Below are 15,487 nucleotides of genomic sequence, written 5' to 3' on the forward strand. Positions count from 1 at the left end.
GGCAATGAGCAACCTCCTTCCGCATCTCGTCATCTTTGCCCGCCGCCCCCGGCTGGGAGAAGGCAAGCGGCGGCTGGCGCGCGACATCGGCAATACCGGCGCCTTGTGGTTTCAGCGCCGCGCCATCGCCATGCTGAAACGCGAGCTGGGCGGCGATCCGCGCTGGCGCCCGTGGATCGCGGCGACACCGGCCGGTTCGGCCGGATGGACCGCCCCTTTCCAGGCCATCCAGCAGGGCGGCGGCGATCTCGGCATGCGGCTCAACCACGTTCTGGATCGCCTGCCGCGTGCGCCCGTGATCGTGATCGGCAGCGATGCCCCGCATGTGCGGGCGCAGGACATTGCCGATGCCCTGGCCGCGCTGCGCCGCCACGATGCCGTGGCCGGACCGGCTTGCGACGGCGGCTTCTGGCTGATCGGATTGCGGCGGCCGGACCGGCTGCGCCCTTTCTCCGGCGTGCGCTGGTCCACCTCCCACACGCTGGACGATGTCCGCCGCAACCTTTCCGGCCATCGCACCGCCTTCCTGCGCCCGCTCGAAGACGTGGACGATGGCGAAAGCCTGCGGCGGTTCCGCCAGCGCCCCTCCGCCACAACAACGTAAAGGACATGCACATGACGCAACGCCCGCTCGCCGGTGTCATCGGGGGCAGCGGCCTCTATGACATGGAAGCCCTTGAAGATGCCCGTGAAGTGACGATGGACACACCCTTCGGCCCGCCTTCCGATGCTTTCGTTCTGGGCCGGATCGGCGACACACCCGTGGCCTTTCTGGCGCGGCACGGACGCGGGCACAGGCTGCTGCCTTCCGAAGTCAATTACCGCGCCAATATTCACGCTATGAAGCAGCTGGGCGTGCGCTATCTGATCTCGGTGTCCGCCGTGGGATCGCTTGCCCCGGATCGGGCGCCGCTGGATCTGGTGCTGCCGGACCAGTTCATCGATCTGACCAAACGGCGGGAAACCAGCTTCTTCGGCGATGGGGTGGTTGCCCATGTCTCCATGGCGCAGCCGGTCTGCCACGCCGTGCGCGAGGTGCTGGCCAGCGCGATCGCGGCAACGCCGGGCGCGCAGGAACGACAGCTCCACCGGCAAGGCACCTATGTCTGCATCGAAGGCCCGCATTTCTCCAGCCTGGCCGAATCCCGCTGGTATCAGGCCATGGGCGGGCACATCATCGGCATGACCAACATGCCCGAAGCCAAGCTCGCCCTGGAAGCCCAGATCGCCTACGCCAGCCTGGCCATGATCACCGATTACGACTGCTGGCACCCGCATGAGGAAAACGTCAGCGCCGATCTGGCGCTGCGCAATCTCCTCAGCAATGCCGCGCTGGCCCAGCAGGTAGTGGCCCGGGCCGTGGCGATGCTGGGCAGCGAGCGCCCGGCATCGCACGCTTTCGATGCGCTCCGGACAGCACTCGTCACACCGCGCGAACGCATGCCCGCGCATCGTCTGGCCGCGCTCGAACCGCTCCTTTCGGATAAAGAGCACGCCTCCTGATACCGCTCTTCGGTGAGCAGCCCTGACAAATGCCGGTCGTTCCCGTATGACGGCCTGCATGCGCCCGCCGGTTCCGGGCCGTTCAGGAAACAAACATGACAGCAAGCCCCGCACGGCGCGGCAGACCACGCAGCTTTGACCGCGACGAGGCCTTGCGGCAGGCCATGCACGTGTTCTGGCAAAACGGCTATGACGGCACCACGATGGCGCAGCTGACCGGCGCCATGGGCATTGAATCGCCCAGCATCTATGCCGCTTTCGGCTCCAAGGAAGGCCTGTTCCGCGAGGCCGTCAAACTCTATGTCGCATCGGAAGCAGGCCCGGCATGGCAGGCCCTTGAGCGCATTCCCGATCTGAAAACCGCCATCGGGACGATGCTGTCACTGTCGATTGAGGCGTTCGTGGCCACCGAACCGCAGCGCGGCTGCCTGGTCCTGCTCGGCGCAGATCTGCCCGGCGGCGGCAACGACCGCATCCGCGCATTTCTCCGCACCGAAAGGCGCGGCCTGCGCGAGCAGCTTGTGAAACGCCTGGCGCAGGAACCTTCCGCGAAAAGCAGCGATCCTGCCGCGCTGGCCGAGTGCATCCTCGCGTTTTTCAGCGGCCTTGCCATCGCCGCCGTGGACGGAACGGACAAGGCCGCCCTCACCCGCACGGCAGAGCTTTTCTGCGACCGGATGTTCGCAAGCTAGATTTTTGTAACGAGTAGAACAAAATTCATTGAAACCGGATGTATGCCCTATTATGTGTCACGTGTTACAAAAATAGACACAGAAAGGGCCGCTACGTGGCATCCACCGTTTCCGAGCGTATCACTCCCCTCTCCGGCTATGGGTCGGTCACTGACGTGCCTCGGCTTCCCGAGGGGTTTGCGGACACCTTCAAGAGCTACAGCATTGATACCGGCGCGGTCCGGCTCCATGCCGTAATCGGCGGCAGCGGAGAGCCCTTGCTGCTGCACTCGGGATGGCCGCAGAACTGGTATGCCTGGCGCTATCTGATGCTGCCGCTCAGCCAGCACTTCACCGTCATTGCCGTGGACCCGAGAGGATGGGGCCTGTCGAGCAAGCCGGCGGACGGGTACGATGCGGATACGCTGGCCGGTGACATGTTCGCGCTCATGGACACTCTGGGCCACGAACGCTTCGTCATGGCCGGGCACGATATCGGCGTGCAGGTGGGATATGCCATGGCCGCCGCCCGCCCGGAACGGATCAGGCGCCTGGCCTTGGGCGAGGGAACGATCGTCGGCGCGTCACCCTCCCCCGAACTGGTGCCCGACAACCGGATGATGAGCGACTTCCTGTGGCACTTCAATTTCAACCGCGCCTACGACATCAACGAGCGGCTGGTGGAAGGGCGCGAAGACCTTTTCTTCAACTACCAGTTCGAAACAAAGGCTGGAACGCCTGACGGCGTGCCCAAATATGCCCGCGATTTCTATATCGAGATGCTGCGCCGCATTCCCGGCACGCTGAAAGCCAGTTTCGATTACTATCGCGCCATCGACGATACGATCCCGCAGATCCGCCGGCACAAGGAAAAGATGGTCGAGATCCCCGTCTTCACCTTCGCGGGCGGACGGGCTTGCGGCCCTCTCGTAGAGAACGAGATGCGGACGCTGGCCAGCAATGTGGAATCGCTGATCATTCCCGAAAGCGGCCATTTCCCGGCCGAAGAGCAGCCGGAAGCGCTGCTGGCGGGATTGCTGGGCTTCCTGAAAGCCTAACCGCCAGTCCGCGGTGCACCAAAATGGTTTGGGGGAGACATCCGGCTTGCCGATGCCTCCCCCAATACCATCACTTCATCGTCGGGATCACGAAGCTCTGATCGACGATGCCGCCGTCGCCCGAAGGCCAGCGCTGGGTCACGGTCTTCACCCGGGTGTAGAAGCGGACGCCGTCCATGCCATACTGGTTCATGTCCCCGAACCCGGAGCGCTTCCAGCCGCCGAAGCTGTGATAGGAAACCGGCACCGGGATCGGCACGTTGATGCCGACCATGCCCACTTCCACCTGCTGCGCGAATTCGCGCGCCGCTTCACCGTTGCGCGTAAAGATCGCCACGCCATTGCCATACTGGTGGCGGGAGGCCAGACCGATGGCCTCGTCCAGCGACTGGGAGCGCACCATTTGCAGAACCGGGCCGAAGATTTCATCGGTGTAGGTCTTCATGGCCGGGGTCACGCGATCGAACAGGCTGGGGGCCAGGAAATAGCCGTCCTCATACCCCTGGAGCGAGAACCCGCGCCCGTCGATCACCAGTTCGGCGCCTTCGTCCACGCCCATCTGGATGTAGTTTTCGATCCGCGCCTTGTGCTGGGCGGACACCACCGGGCCATAGTGCGCATCGGCGTCGGTCTGGATGCCGACGCGCAGCTTCTCGATTTCCGGAATGAGCCGGGCGCGCAGGGCATCGGCGGTTGCCTCTCCCACCGGCACGACCACCGGGAGAGCCATGCAGCGTTCCCCGGCCGAACCGTAAGCCGCACCCAGAATATCGGCAACGGCCTGATCGAGATCGGCATCGGGCATGACGATGCCATGGTTCTTGGCCCCGCCCATGCACTGCATGCGCTTGCCCGCCGCGACGCCGCGCTGATAGACGTAATGGGCGATGTCGGACGAGCCGACGAAGCTGACGGCCTTCACACCGGGGTTGTCAAGAATGGCATCCACCACGATCTTGTCGCCGTGAACCACCTGCAGGATATTATCCGGAAGCCCGGCTTCCTTCATCAGTTCGGCAAGCTTTACCGGCACCGAAGGATCACGTTCGGAAGGCTTGAGGATAAAGGCGTTACCGCAGGCAATGGCAGGCGCCATCATCCACAACGGGATCATCGCCGGGAAGTTGAACGGGGTGATACCCGCAACCACGCCCAGCGGCTGGCGCATCGAATAGACGTCGATCTTGGGACCGGCGCCTTCGGTATATTCGCCCTTCAAGAGGTGCGGAATGCCGCAGACGAATTCCACCACGTCAAGCCCGCGCTGGATATCGCCCTTCGCGTCGGAAACGACCTTGCCATGTTCGGAGGCAAGGAGTTCCGCCAGTTCCTGCATGTCGCGCTCGATCAGCGCCTTGAGGTTGAAGAAAACGCGGGCCCGGCGCTGCGGGTTGAGCGCCGCCCAGGCAGGCTGAGCCGCCTTGGCCCGCTCCACCGCCGCATCGAGCACGGCGGCATCGGCCATATCCACGCGCGCCTGCGGCACACCGAGCGCAGGATTAAACACCTCTCCGGTCCGCTCGCCCGAAAACGGCGCGGCCTTTCCATCGAAAAAGTGACTGATGGTACGCATCTTGGCATCTCCCAATTACAATCCTGGGCCGGAATAGCCCTGCCTCCACGCCCACACCATAAACGCAAATCCAGATAGATCATGCAAAAATGCCTATAGCCAATTGGGATGACCTGCGCCTTTTCCTGGCCGTCGCGCGCGAAGGGCGCATGGCATCCGCCGCGCGCGCGCTGGGCCTTGACCAATCGACGGTCGCCCGGCGGATGGATGCCCTGGAAGGGCGTCTGGGAACGCGCCTCCTCGACCGGTCGACGACCGGCGTGCGGCTGACTGCCGCCGGACAGGAACTGGCACAGCACGCGGAGCACATGGAGGAGCTGACCCATGCCGCCGAACGGCGGCTGGAAGCGGCGAACGAGGAACTGAACGGCGTGGTCCGGCTGGTTGCTCCCGAAGCCTTCGGCTCCTGCCTCGTCGCCCCGGCAGCGGCGGAACTGGAAGCGCGTCATCCCGGCCTGCGCCTCGATCTCGTACTGCAATCCCATCAAGCCGATCTGACCCGCCGCGAGGCCGACATGGCGGTAACGCTGGCTGCGCCGGACCGGGGCCGCTTCCATGCCCGGCGGCTGACGGACTACCGCATCGGCCTCTATGCCTCGTCCAGCTATCTGGAACAGCACGATCCCATCTGCCGCGTCGAAGACCTCAGCCGCCATCCCTTCGTGGGTTACATCGATGACCTCATCAGCATGCCGGAACTGCGGTATCTGGATCAGGTCGTCTCCAATGCCCGCACGCCCTTCCGCTCAAGCTCGCTGGCCGCGCAGAAAGCGGCGGTATCGGCAGGTTTGGGGCTGGGACTGCTGCACAGCTTCACCGCGCAGTCCGATCCGGCGCTGGTTCCGGTTCTGCCCGGGGAAGTCTCTGTCAGACGAAGCTACTGGCTGGTCGTGCATTCCGATCTGCGCTCGCAGGCGCGCATAAAGGTCGTGACCTCATTCCTCTACGACCTGATGGAGCGCAACAAGTCCGCCCTGCTGTGACGGCGGGGCAGTAACCGGAACACCTGCCCTCCCGCTGCACCGGACTTAACGCAGCGCCGCACCGTGGTGCTGATCATGCACCACGGCGAGTGCCTTTTGCCCCTGTTCGAACGGATGCCCGCACTCGAAAGCTGATCCCCTGCCCGCCTGTCTCAAGGCACGCGCAATGGGCCATGCGGCTTCGAATGTTGAGGATTTAGCGAATGACGATTTCTGATGCGGTCGTTGACAAGAGCGGACACTCCGCCGCCACGAAGGCGGCACTGGATACCAGCCACTTCTGGATGCCGTTCACGGACAACAAGGCATTCAAATCCAACCCGCGGATATTCGCATCAGCAGAGGGGATGCATTACACGTCATCCGACGGCACCCGGATTCTGGATGCCACCGCTGGTCTCTGGTGCGTCAACGCGGGTCACGCCCGCCGGGAAATCGCAGACGCGGTGACACGTCAGATCGCTAACCTAGACTATGCGCCAACCTTCCAGCTCGGGCACCCCTTGCCTTTCGAACTGGCATCCCGCCTAGCCGGGATCATGCCCGATGGGCTGGACCGCATATTCTTCACAAACTCGGGATCCGAATCCGCCGATACGGCCCTGAAGATGAGCCTCGCCTATCACCGTGCGCGCGGCGACACGGGGCGCTTCCGTTTCGTGGGCAGGCAGCGGGGATACCACGGCACCAACTTCGGCGGCACTTCGGTTGGCGGCATCGGCGGGAACCGGAGCCCTTTCATCACCCAGCTTTGGGGGGTGGATCACTTGTCTCACACCCAAGGCAATGCCGTGCGTTTTCAGCGGGGCATGCAGCCGGGCAACGAAGCTCTGGCGGACGAACTGGAGAGCCTGATCGCCCTGCACGGCGGCGAAACGATCGCAGCCGTCATCGTGGAACCGGTGGCCGGATCGACCGGCGTCCTGATCCCGCCCCAGGGCTATCTGCAGCGGCTGCGGGACATCACCAGCAAACACGGCATCCTGTTGATCTTCGACGAAGTCATCACCGGCTTCGGGCGTCTGGGCGCGGCAACGGCCGCCGGACACTTCGGCGTCACTCCGGATATCCTGACAATGGCCAAGGGGCTTACCAACGGTGCCATCCCGATGGGAGCAGTGGCCGCGCGAACCGGGATCTACGACACGGTGCTCGACAGCGTGCAGAGCGGCATCGAGTTCTTCCACGGCTATACTTATTCGGGCCACCCTGTGGCATCGGCAGCGGCGCTGGCCACACTGAAAATCTACGAAGACGAAGGCCTGTTCCAGCGCGCCGCCGCACTGGCGCCTGTGTGGGAAGACGCCGTGCATTCCCTGCACGACGCCCCGCACGTTGCCGACATCCGCAATCTGGGGCTGGTGGCCGGCATCGAACTGGCACCCCGCGAAGGCGCCCCCGGCGCACGCGGCACGGCCGCGTTTCAGGCCGCTTTCGAAAGCGGCCTGCTGATCCGGACGACGGGAGACATCATCGCGATGTCGCCGCCGCTCATCATCAGCGAAGCGCAAATTGAGGAAATCACCGGCAAACTGCGGGCCATTCTCGAAACCTTGCGATAGAGGCGGGGGCCGCGAAACAGGACCGGGACGGCACCCGGCAGCTCAAAACGATCATGGGGACACAGCAAACCAATGGATGGCGAAATGAAGCACGACGACCACAGCCTTGGCATGGACTGCGCCATCACGCGCCGCGACTTCGTGAACGGAGCAGCCGTTGGGGCAGGTATGCTGGCGGCAGGTCCAGCCTTCGCCGCCACACCCGGCGCAGGTGGCGCTGGCGGTGCAGGCGGAACGCAATACCCGCCCGCCAAGACCGGAATGCGCGGCGCCCATCCCGGATCGTTCGAAAGCGCGCATGCCCTGCGCGACGGGCAGCTTGATGTCTCGTCCGCCGCCGATCAGGGCGAACTGTATGATCTGGTGATCGTCGGCGGCGGCCTTTCCGGCCTGTCCGCCGCCCATTTCTTTCACAAGAGCATGGGGAACGGCGCCCGCGTGCTGATCCTCGACAATCACGACGATTTCGGCGGCCATGCCAAGCGGAACCAGTTCACCGTCAAGGGCAAGGAACTGGCAATCAACGGCGGCACGCTCAACATCGAAGCGCCCAAGAAATACAACCGCTGGGCGCGCGGCGTGCTCGAAGATCTGGGCATCGACCTTGCCAAATACCGCAAGGACAACGCGGCCAACGACAAGCTCTACGGCTCGCTAAACCTCAAACACGCTTTCGCCTTCGACAAGGAAACGTTCGGCGGCAGGGATCAGGTATTCAAGGTCGCCTCGCAAATCCCCGGCGCCTTCGGCCCCGAAGTGTTCGAAAACGCACCGATCAGCAGCAAGGCCAAGGCCGATCTGAAACGCCTGCTGGACCCGCAGCAGCCCGACTATCTGGCCGGCATGTCCGTGTCCGCCAAGAAAGAGTGGCTCGCCACAAACAGCTTCAAGGCCTTCCTGCTGGAAAAGGTCAAGATCGATCCGCAGGCCTACTGGTTCTTCCAGCAGATGGGCTGCCCGACTTTCGGCGTCGGCGGCGATGCCACCCCGGCTCTATTCGGCTGGGTACAGGGCTATCCCGGTTTCTCCGGCCTTGGCCTCGGCGATATTCCGCCCGATCTGTTCGCCGATCTTCCCGGCGGGCAGCACGGCCGCCAGCTTGAAGATTTCGACGCCGTGCATTTCCCCGACGGCAATGCCACGGTTGCGCGCATGCTGGTTTCCCGGCTCGTTCCGGGATCGACCGCGGCCCGCACGCAGGATGAAATGGGCACGGCGGTGTTCGACTATGCCAAGCTGGACCTTCCCGGCCAGCCGACCCGCATCCGCCTCTCCAGCATCGCCGTGCATGTCGAACACATGGGAGACCCGGCCACCGCCAGCGAAGTGGCCGTGCGCTACATGAACAAGGGCAGCCTCAAGCAGGTGCGCGGCAAGGCCGTTATCCTGGCGAGCTGGAACATGATGATCCCCTACATGATGCCGCAGCTGCCCGCCAAGCAGCGCGAAGCACTGGCCTATGGCGTGAAAGTGCCGCTGGTCTACACCAGCGTGGCGCTCACCAACTGGCGCGCTTTCGCCAAGCTGGGCGTATCGCGTTTCGAAGCGCCGACCATGTACCACCAGGAAGTGGGCCTAACCCAGGCCTGCAGCCTCGGCGCGCTGCACCATGCCACCAGCCCGGACGAGCCGGTGGCGCTGCATCTGGTCAAGTACATGAACGTGCCCGGCCTGCCGCGCCGCGATCAGCACCGCGCCGGACGCGCGAACCTGCTGGGCATCACCTTCGAAGAGTTCGAGCGCGAAACCCGCATGCAGCTTCTGCGCCTGCTGGGCCCTGCCGGGTTCGATCCCCGCAAGGACATCGCCGCGATCACGGTCAACCGCTGGCCCCATGGCTATGCCTACACGTACAACAGTCTCTACGACCCGGTGGAATGGGTCTATACGGAAACCCCGGAAAGGCCCTGCGTGATCGGGCGCCAGCCTTTCGGCCTGGTCAGCATCGCCAACAGCGACGCAGCCGCCAGCCCCCACACCGATGCCGCCATGCAGGAAGCCCACCGCGCCGTGCAGGAAGTGATCGAACGGCGCACGTACCCGTTCACCCCGCGCAACGTCTGAAGTCTGACGGCCTTCGGCGCAACAACAATACCGGCCCCGCTTCCTGCGGGGCCGCTTGCCCTTAGGAAGGCCGCTCCACATGAAAAGCGGTGTCCGTTTGACAACGAATGGCCCGGCGGGCAACTTGCCGGGACCAGCCTGCATGCAATCGCGAGGCCGGACCGGGGAAGCGATGCAGGAAAGGTTGTGAAATCAACCTGTTGATATACGTCAACACTGCGGGGAAGGCTTCGTCCTTACATGTTCAGCAGAAGCGCCTTTCCTCCCATCGCATCCTTGCGCGCCTTTGAGGCGGTGGGCCGCCTTGGCGGCATCCGCAAGGCCAGCAAGGAGATCAACACGGATCATGGCGCGGTCAGCCGCCATATCCGTTCGCTGGAATCGTGGCTCGGTGCCAAGCTGCTGGTCCGCGATGGCCAGGGATACCAGCTCACCGAAACCGGCGCGGCCTACCATCAGGAAATCGCCAAGGCCATCCACCTGATCGGCTCCGCCACGTCGGGCATCATGCAGCCACAGGAACGGCTGAGCCTGAGCATCTGGTGCATTCCCGGCTTCGGCTCGCTCTGGCTGTCGGACCGGCTGGGCGATTTCATCGCCAGCAATCCCGATGTCGATCTGGACTTTCGCCCGGCCGATCAGAGCCCGGATTTCCGCTCCGTTCTGGTGGACGGCGATATCCGCTACTTGCGGTACTGGGAAGAAGCAGACGTTCCCAAGCATGTGCGCGTGCTGGAATTCGCACGGCCCGAGGTATTCCCGGTGGCCAGCCCCGAATATGCCGCGAACATGAAACCTATCGAGGATGCGCGCGAATTCCTCGATCACACGCTGCTGCACGAGGATACGGACGCGGAGTGGCGGCATTGGCTGCTGCCGCAAGGCGTGGAGGCCGACGGAGCCCTGCCCGGCCCGCGCCTGTGGCATGCCCATTTGACGATCAACGCGGCCAGGCAGTCACGCGGGATCGCATTGGCCAATATCGATCTGCTGAGCAACGATCTGGAAACCGGGCGACTGGTGCGCATCCACCCGGTGGGCGCTCCGTTCCAGACCGTGGCTTTCGGCGGCTATTGCCTGCTCGGGCGCAGCGACCGCTGGAATTCACCCGCGCTCGCCCGCTTTCGCAAGTGGATCCGCGAGAAAGCGGCAGCCTGACCGGCCTGCCCGCTGGCGCACACCCCCGCCGTCAGCGGTGCCGGACCGTCAACGCCGCCGGCGAAATTGCCGCCTTATTAGCGGTCCCGGCGCGGTCATAATGCTCTTACTTCCAGGCTTGAACCCGCACTGGCTCCCAGCAGTCCGGCCAGCCGCCAGCGGAGAATGCAGATGTGGAAATTCCCGGCCGCCGCAGCCGTCGCCGCGCTGAGCGCCGCCGCACCGCTTCAGGCCATGGCCGCTCCCCCGCCGCCCTCATGCAAGGACACGCCTGCCTACCACGCGCAGGACTTCGCACTGGGCAAGTGGGATGTCTGGGCCGGTGATACGCTGATCGCCCGCGTGTATATAGAGCCGGTGCTGAATGGATGCGCGCTGCACGAAGTCTGGACACCCGTAAACGATGCCCCCGGCAAAGGGCAGGGCCTGTTCGTGTTTTCCCGGGCGGAAGGCCAATGGCACTATCTTTGGGCCGCCGACACCGGAACCGCCAGCACGTTCAAAGGCCGGCCAGCAGGCGCCGGAAAGATGCAATACACCACCAGCGTGCCTGCCGGTGAAGGCGCAGTCCGCCTGCGCCGCTGGAGCCTGGAAGCGCTGCCCGGCGGGCGCCTGCGCGAACGGTCAACGGGCAGCCTGGACGGAGGAGCCACCTGGCAGAGCGAATACGATCTCATGTGGGCCAGAAGCGGAACTTAGCATGCCCTTATGGTGATGGATTGGCAGGGCATGCTTGTTGCCGGTTCGGCACCAGCCCCTTCGCAATACTCACCTAGGACGCACACGTGCGGCACATATCCTGCCGGGCGAATTGAGTAATCAGAAACAGGACAGGGAAAACAATGGGGCGAAGCCAGATGAAGCGATCTTTCAAGCGGCTGTTGATGGCATCAGCGGCATTCGTGAACGTTCAGGGTGTGGCCCACGCTCAGGACACCGCGCCGCAAGCAGACGAAGCCTCTGGCGACATCGTCGTCACCGCCACCCGTCAGAGCACAGCGATTTCCCGCGTTCCGATCAGCATCAGCGCGTTCGATCAGGAAGCGATGGACACCAAGGGCGTGAAATCGATCGCGGACGCCGTCCGCTTCACGCCGGGCGTCACGTTCAACAGCAGTGACAACAGCATCACCATCCGCGGCATTTCATCCGGCGCCGGCTCGGGCACGACCGGCATCTATATCGACGATACGCCGATCCAGATGCGCGCGCTGGGCTTCAATGCCGACGATGCGCTTCCCGCCATCTTCGATCTGGAACGCGTGGAAGTGCTGCGCGGCCCGCAAGGCACGCTGTTCGGCGCCGGTTCCGAAGGCGGCACGGTGCGTTACATTACCCCGCAGCCAGGGCTCGATGTCTATACCGCCTATGCCCGGGCGGAAGCCGCCTCCACCGCCCATGGCGGGCTCAGCTACGAAGCAGGCTCCGCCGTGGGCGGGCCGATCGCTGTCGATAAAGTGGGCTTTCGCATCAGCGCCTATCACCGCCGCGACGGCGGATGGATCGACAAGTCCGATGCCACCGGCGCGGTCTATGACAAGAACGCCAACCACGGCGATGTCACCGTGCTGCACGGGGCGCTGGCCTTTCAGCCCATCCCCGATCTGACGATCACCCCGGCCATCCATTACCAGAAGCGCACAAAGAACACGTTCGACGAATATGTCGAAGGGCTTTCGGATGCAGGCCAGGGCGTGTTCAAGAACAGCAGCCCGGAATACCGCGGTTCCCGCGACAAGTTCTACATGCCCTCGCTCAACGTCAAATACGACAATGGCGCGGTCGCGGTGATATCGAACACCAGCTATTACCACCGCAACAACACGACCGGCTACGACGGCACGATCTACAACCTCGAATACTATTCCTTCCTCTATGGCCTGGTGATCGGCGACGATGCGCCCTATTACCCGTTCGTGACGGAAACCGGCGTCAATCCCAATCTGCCCGGCTATTACAGCCCGGCCATCATCACCAACACGCAGCGCAACTTCACGCAGGAACTGCGCATCCAGTCCAGCGACCCCGATGCCCGGCTCACCTGGGTGGCGGGCATCTTCTACCAGCGCAGCAAGCAGAAGAGCATCGAGGAACTGGTCGAGGAAACGCCCGGCAGGCTCTTCCCGGCGACGTTCGGTTTCTCGCTGGAGGATTTCTTCGAGTACGGGCTGTACGGCAAGGACAGCTACATCAACCAGACTAAGGCGACCGACACCCAGATCGCCGGCTTCGTGGACCTGACATACGCCATCACCGACAAGCTGAAGATCACGGCGGGCGGGCGCTATGCCAAGACCAAGTATTCCTTCAACAACTTTGCCGATGGCGCGCAGAACGGCCTGCGCACCACCGCCAGCGGCAAAAGCTCCGAAAAGCCTTTCACGCCCAAGGCCGGGCTGTCCTATCAGGCGGACAGGAACAACCTGCTCTACGCCACCTGGTCCAAGGGCTTTCGCGCCGGTGCGGCCAATCCGCCGGTCCCGCCGGTCTGCGGCGACCTGAACGCGCCTGACAGCTATGGTTCGGACAAAGTGGAAAGCTGGGAAGTCGGCACCAAGAACAAGCTGTTCGGACGCCGCCTGAGCATTGCCGCCAGTGCCTATCTGATCAACTGGAAAGACATCCAGCAGTCCGTCTACATCCAGAGCTGCGGCATCCAGTACACCGGCAATCTGGGCCGCGCGCGCAGCAAGGGCTTCGACCTGCAGCTCTCGCTCACCCCGTTTGCAGGGCTGAACCTGGAAGCGGCCATCGGCTACAATTCGTCGAAATACACGGCAACCGTCCTGTCCGCAGAAGGCGCCCAGCTGGTCGAGGATGGCGACAAGCTCGGCACCTCGCCCTGGACCGGAAGCGTGGGCGCCCAGTACAACTTCGCCCTGGGCGGCATCGAAGCCTTCACCCGCATGGACTATCAGTTCACCACGCGGGCATCCGGCCCCACGACGGCCCAGAACCCGGACAACGACGGAACTTACGATCCGATCTTCGTCCCGCGGCCCGCGACCAACCTGGTCAACCTGCGGGCGGGAGCCGAAATCGCCAATGGAACGAATGTCTCGCTCTTCGTTGACAACCTGTTCGATACCGCGCCGCGCCTCACCCGTCAGCACTACCTGCCCGATGCGCTGTACATCACCAACACATCGCTGCGCCCGCGCACGATCGGCCTCACGCTGACGTACCGCCACTAGGGCGCGGCACTCCTTTTCCTCACCCACTTCAGGGCCCCGGCCGGGAATACCGGCCGGGGCTTTTTTTTGCTCTCTGCCTGCATTGCGCCGCCTTCGTCCGGACGAAACCGGACACAAAAAAGTCAGGGGATCAAGGCCATGGCCTTGATCCCCTGACGGATTGGAGCGCTTTGCGTTGTGTTGTATGCCTGCCGGGCGCTTACTTCTTTCCCTTGAGCAGGAAACCGACCACCGCCTTGCGTTCATCCTTGTTGGGAATGCTGATCACCATGCGCGTGCCCGGCACCATCCTGTTCGGCGCGGTAAGGAACTGGTCCAGTGTCTTGCTGTTCCAGGTGATGCCGGACTTGGCCAGCTTGGGCGAATACTTGTAGTTCGCCGCGGTGCCTGCGGTGCGACCCGAAAGGCCCGATAGGTTGGGGCCAACACCGTTGCGCGCGCCGGGCGCATCGGTGTGGCACATCTGGCAGCGCTGCCGGAAAAGCGTTTCGCCCTGGGGCGGCGCTGCAAGCGCGGGCACCGCAGCCATGGCTGTCATTCCCGCAACGGCGGCCCAGATTGTCATTCTCATTCGTGTCTCCAGCATTCTGTCTGCATTTTTCTAGCGTTTTCTGTCCGAAAGCCCTGCCCGGCCGGGATCAAGCCCCTGCCCGTGAGTCTTGCTGTTCCCGGCTTTCGGGCGCCTGCCCCGCATAGAACTCCTGAAGGTCCGCCGGGGCATCGCACGTGCGGATCAGATCGCCGACAAGCTGGCGGCGTCTCGCCAGCAAGGCCGCACCCGGCCGCAGCGGTTCTGCGCGCAGGCGGGCAACTTCCTCTGCCTGATAGGGCTGCGCCCCATCAGGCACGCTCTTGCCGCCGATGGAAAACACCACGAAGTTCATGAGATCGGCCAGTTCTCCGGAATCCCGGATCGGAGCATGGGCGACGTTTGGCAGCCGGATCAGATAGTCGCGCGCCTCGCCGTTGCACATGAAATACCCCACCCGGTCCCGCAATTCGGGCACCGGCGCGGGAGCCGAACTCCCGCTGATCCCATGGCAGCCTGCGCAATGCTCGACATAGTCGGACTGGGCCGTGGTGATGCGCGGCGTACCGGCAGCTGCCGTCATGGCGACAGCCATTGCCGCGCCCGCCGGTAAGATCCCCAGCCATGCCACACCGGATCTGTTCATGTCAGGCCGTCACTCTGCCGCGCCGACCATGACGGCGGTGGAACAGTGGTATTCCATGCTCGATGCGCCGAAACACCAGATGATGTCGTTGTTCTCTTGCGGGCGGTAAACCTGATTTCCCCGGTCGGTGTTGTCGCAATAGCACTGGCCGCAATCGGCGGTGCCGCAACAGTCGCGATAGGCGATCAGATAGGCCTTGCCGTCATCCGGGTTGATGCAAGTGCCCACCCAGGACGTGGGCGAGGCCTCCGTCCCCGGCGGGCAGGTGTGAATTCCGCCCCCGCAGCAGGTGCACAGCGACCCGTCGATCGCGCAATAGCGCCAATAGTCGCACTTGGTATCGTCCGTGGTCTGCGCGTGGCGGGCAAAGCTCGTCTTGGCCTGGACCGAACGGTCCTTGGCCGCATGGGCCCGCTCCACCGGCAGCAGCGGAAACACCGGCGCGGAAACCAGCCCCAGCCCGATGCGGGACAGGATGCTGCGCCGGGACGTGCCCCGGGCCAGTTTGCGGACGAACCGTTCGGTCCGGCTCTGTGAAGTCATGCC

At 63.9% G+C, this 15,487-nt stretch carries 14 protein-coding genes; 10 read left to right on the plus strand and 4 right to left on the minus strand.

What is annotated here, in order from left to right; translation table 11 throughout:
• The first annotated feature begins 4 nt into the window (after positions 1-4).
• The 4 genes from MTR66_RS03190 to MTR66_RS03205 all read left to right on the plus strand — a co-directional run bounded on the left by MTR66_RS03190 (position 5) and on the right by MTR66_RS03205 (position 3,232).
• The gene (locus MTR66_RS03190; protein ID WP_243917833.1) at positions 5-604 is read left to right on the plus strand and encodes a TIGR04282 family arsenosugar biosynthesis glycosyltransferase; all 600 of its coding nucleotides are present in this window, start codon (positions 5-7) and stop codon (positions 602-604) included.
• 11 nt (positions 605-615) lie between these two features.
• Positions 616-1,503: an S-methyl-5'-thioadenosine phosphorylase gene (gene mtnP, locus MTR66_RS03195; RefSeq protein WP_243917835.1), complete on the plus strand. Its 888-nt coding sequence runs from the start codon at positions 616-618 to the stop codon at positions 1,501-1,503.
• A 95-nt stretch (positions 1,504-1,598) separates the two neighbouring features.
• Positions 1,599-2,195, plus strand: coding sequence for a TetR/AcrR family transcriptional regulator (locus MTR66_RS03200; protein WP_243917837.1), 597 nt, complete (start codon positions 1,599-1,601; stop codon positions 2,193-2,195).
• 95 nt (positions 2,196-2,290) lie between these two features.
• A complete protein-coding gene (locus tag MTR66_RS03205) occupies positions 2,291-3,232 on the plus strand; it encodes an alpha/beta fold hydrolase (RefSeq protein WP_243917839.1) in 942 nt (313 codons plus the stop codon).
• A 70-nt stretch (positions 3,233-3,302) separates the two neighbouring features.
• Here the strand turns inward: MTR66_RS03205 and MTR66_RS03210 are convergent, their stop codons facing one another.
• Positions 3,303-4,805 (minus strand): CoA-acylating methylmalonate-semialdehyde dehydrogenase, encoded by a 1,503-nt coding sequence (locus tag MTR66_RS03210; RefSeq protein WP_243917841.1) that lies wholly within the window; start codon positions 4,803-4,805, stop codon positions 3,303-3,305.
• A gap of 89 nt (positions 4,806-4,894) precedes the next feature.
• On the opposite strand from MTR66_RS03210, the gene MTR66_RS03215 reads away from it, so the two are divergent.
• The 6 genes from MTR66_RS03215 (at position 4,895) to MTR66_RS03240 (ending at position 13,766) form a co-directional block, all read left to right on the plus strand.
• The gene (locus MTR66_RS03215; RefSeq protein ID WP_243917843.1) at positions 4,895-5,788 is read left to right on the plus strand and encodes a LysR family transcriptional regulator; all 894 of its coding nucleotides are present in this window, start codon (positions 4,895-4,897) and stop codon (positions 5,786-5,788) included.
• Positions 5,789-5,991: 203 nt separating this feature from the next.
• A complete protein-coding gene (aptA, locus tag MTR66_RS03220) occupies positions 5,992-7,350 on the plus strand; it encodes an omega-aminotransferase AptA (RefSeq protein WP_243917845.1) in 1,359 nt (452 codons plus the stop codon).
• 84 nt (positions 7,351-7,434) lie between these two features.
• Positions 7,435-9,414, plus strand: coding sequence for an NAD(P)-binding protein (locus tag MTR66_RS03225; protein ID WP_243917847.1), 1,980 nt, complete (start codon positions 7,435-7,437; stop codon positions 9,412-9,414).
• Between the two features lie 240 nt (positions 9,415-9,654).
• Positions 9,655-10,572 carry a LysR substrate-binding domain-containing protein gene (locus tag MTR66_RS03230; RefSeq protein ID WP_243917849.1) on the plus strand — a complete coding sequence of 306 codons (918 nt, stop codon included), beginning with the start codon at positions 9,655-9,657 and terminating at the stop codon, positions 10,570-10,572.
• Positions 10,573-10,743: 171 nt separating this feature from the next.
• Positions 10,744-11,271, plus strand: coding sequence for a hypothetical protein (locus tag MTR66_RS03235; protein WP_243917851.1), 528 nt, complete (start codon positions 10,744-10,746; stop codon positions 11,269-11,271).
• Between the two features lie 158 nt (positions 11,272-11,429).
• Positions 11,430-13,766, plus strand: coding sequence for a TonB-dependent receptor (locus tag MTR66_RS03240; protein WP_243917853.1), 2,337 nt, complete (start codon positions 11,430-11,432; stop codon positions 13,764-13,766).
• Between the two features lie 199 nt (positions 13,767-13,965).
• Here the strand turns inward: MTR66_RS03240 and MTR66_RS03245 are convergent, their stop codons facing one another.
• The 3 genes from MTR66_RS03245 to MTR66_RS03255 all read right to left on the minus strand — a co-directional run bounded on the left by MTR66_RS03245 (position 13,966) and on the right by MTR66_RS03255 (position 15,484).
• Positions 13,966-14,337, minus strand: coding sequence for a c-type cytochrome (locus tag MTR66_RS03245; RefSeq protein ID WP_243917855.1), 372 nt, complete (start codon positions 14,335-14,337; stop codon positions 13,966-13,968).
• Between the two features lie 67 nt (positions 14,338-14,404).
• The gene (locus MTR66_RS03250) at positions 14,405-14,878 is read right to left on the minus strand and encodes a c-type cytochrome (protein ID WP_243917856.1); all 474 of its coding nucleotides are present in this window, start codon (positions 14,876-14,878) and stop codon (positions 14,405-14,407) included.
• Positions 14,879-14,950: 72 nt separating this feature from the next.
• Positions 14,951-15,484, minus strand: coding sequence for a methylamine dehydrogenase light chain (locus MTR66_RS03255; RefSeq protein ID WP_243917858.1), 534 nt, complete (start codon positions 15,482-15,484; stop codon positions 14,951-14,953).
• Positions 15,485-15,487 lie beyond the last annotated feature (3 nt).

The sequence above is a fragment of the Novosphingobium beihaiense genome (assembly GCF_022832375.1).
Taxonomy (GTDB): Bacteria; Pseudomonadota; Alphaproteobacteria; order Sphingomonadales; family Sphingomonadaceae; genus Novosphingobium; species Novosphingobium beihaiensis.

Excerpts from the sequence above, each read along its gene's own strand:
- MTR66_RS03190 (WP_243917833.1), top strand. The coding sequence starts at position 5 with ATGAGCAACCTCCTTCCGCATCTCGTCATCTTTGCCCGCCGCCCCCGG.
- mtnP (WP_243917835.1), top strand. The coding sequence starts at position 616 with ATGACGCAACGCCCGCTCGCCGGTGTCATCGGGGGCAGCGGCCTCTAT.
- MTR66_RS03200 (WP_243917837.1), top strand. The coding sequence starts at position 1,599 with ATGACAGCAAGCCCCGCACGGCGCGGCAGACCACGCAGCTTTGACCGC.
- MTR66_RS03210 (WP_243917841.1), bottom strand. The coding sequence starts at position 4,805 with ATGCGTACCATCAGTCACTTTTTCGATGGAAAGGCCGCGCCGTTTTCG.
- MTR66_RS03215 (WP_243917843.1), top strand. The coding sequence starts at position 4,895 with ATGCCTATAGCCAATTGGGATGACCTGCGCCTTTTCCTGGCCGTCGCG.
- aptA (WP_243917845.1), top strand. The coding sequence starts at position 5,992 with ATGACGATTTCTGATGCGGTCGTTGACAAGAGCGGACACTCCGCCGCC.
- MTR66_RS03225 (WP_243917847.1), top strand. The coding sequence starts at position 7,435 with ATGAAGCACGACGACCACAGCCTTGGCATGGACTGCGCCATCACGCGC.
- MTR66_RS03230 (WP_243917849.1), top strand. The coding sequence starts at position 9,655 with ATGTTCAGCAGAAGCGCCTTTCCTCCCATCGCATCCTTGCGCGCCTTT.
- MTR66_RS03235 (WP_243917851.1), top strand. The coding sequence starts at position 10,744 with ATGTGGAAATTCCCGGCCGCCGCAGCCGTCGCCGCGCTGAGCGCCGCC.
- MTR66_RS03240 (WP_243917853.1), top strand. The coding sequence starts at position 11,430 with ATGAAGCGATCTTTCAAGCGGCTGTTGATGGCATCAGCGGCATTCGTG.
- MTR66_RS03245 (WP_243917855.1), bottom strand. The coding sequence starts at position 14,337 with ATGAGAATGACAATCTGGGCCGCCGTTGCGGGAATGACAGCCATGGCT.
- MTR66_RS03250 (WP_243917856.1), bottom strand. The coding sequence starts at position 14,878 with ATGACGGCAGCTGCCGGTACGCCGCGCATCACCACGGCCCAGTCCGAC.
- MTR66_RS03255 (WP_243917858.1), bottom strand. The coding sequence starts at position 15,484 with ATGACTTCACAGAGCCGGACCGAACGGTTCGTCCGCAAACTGGCCCGG.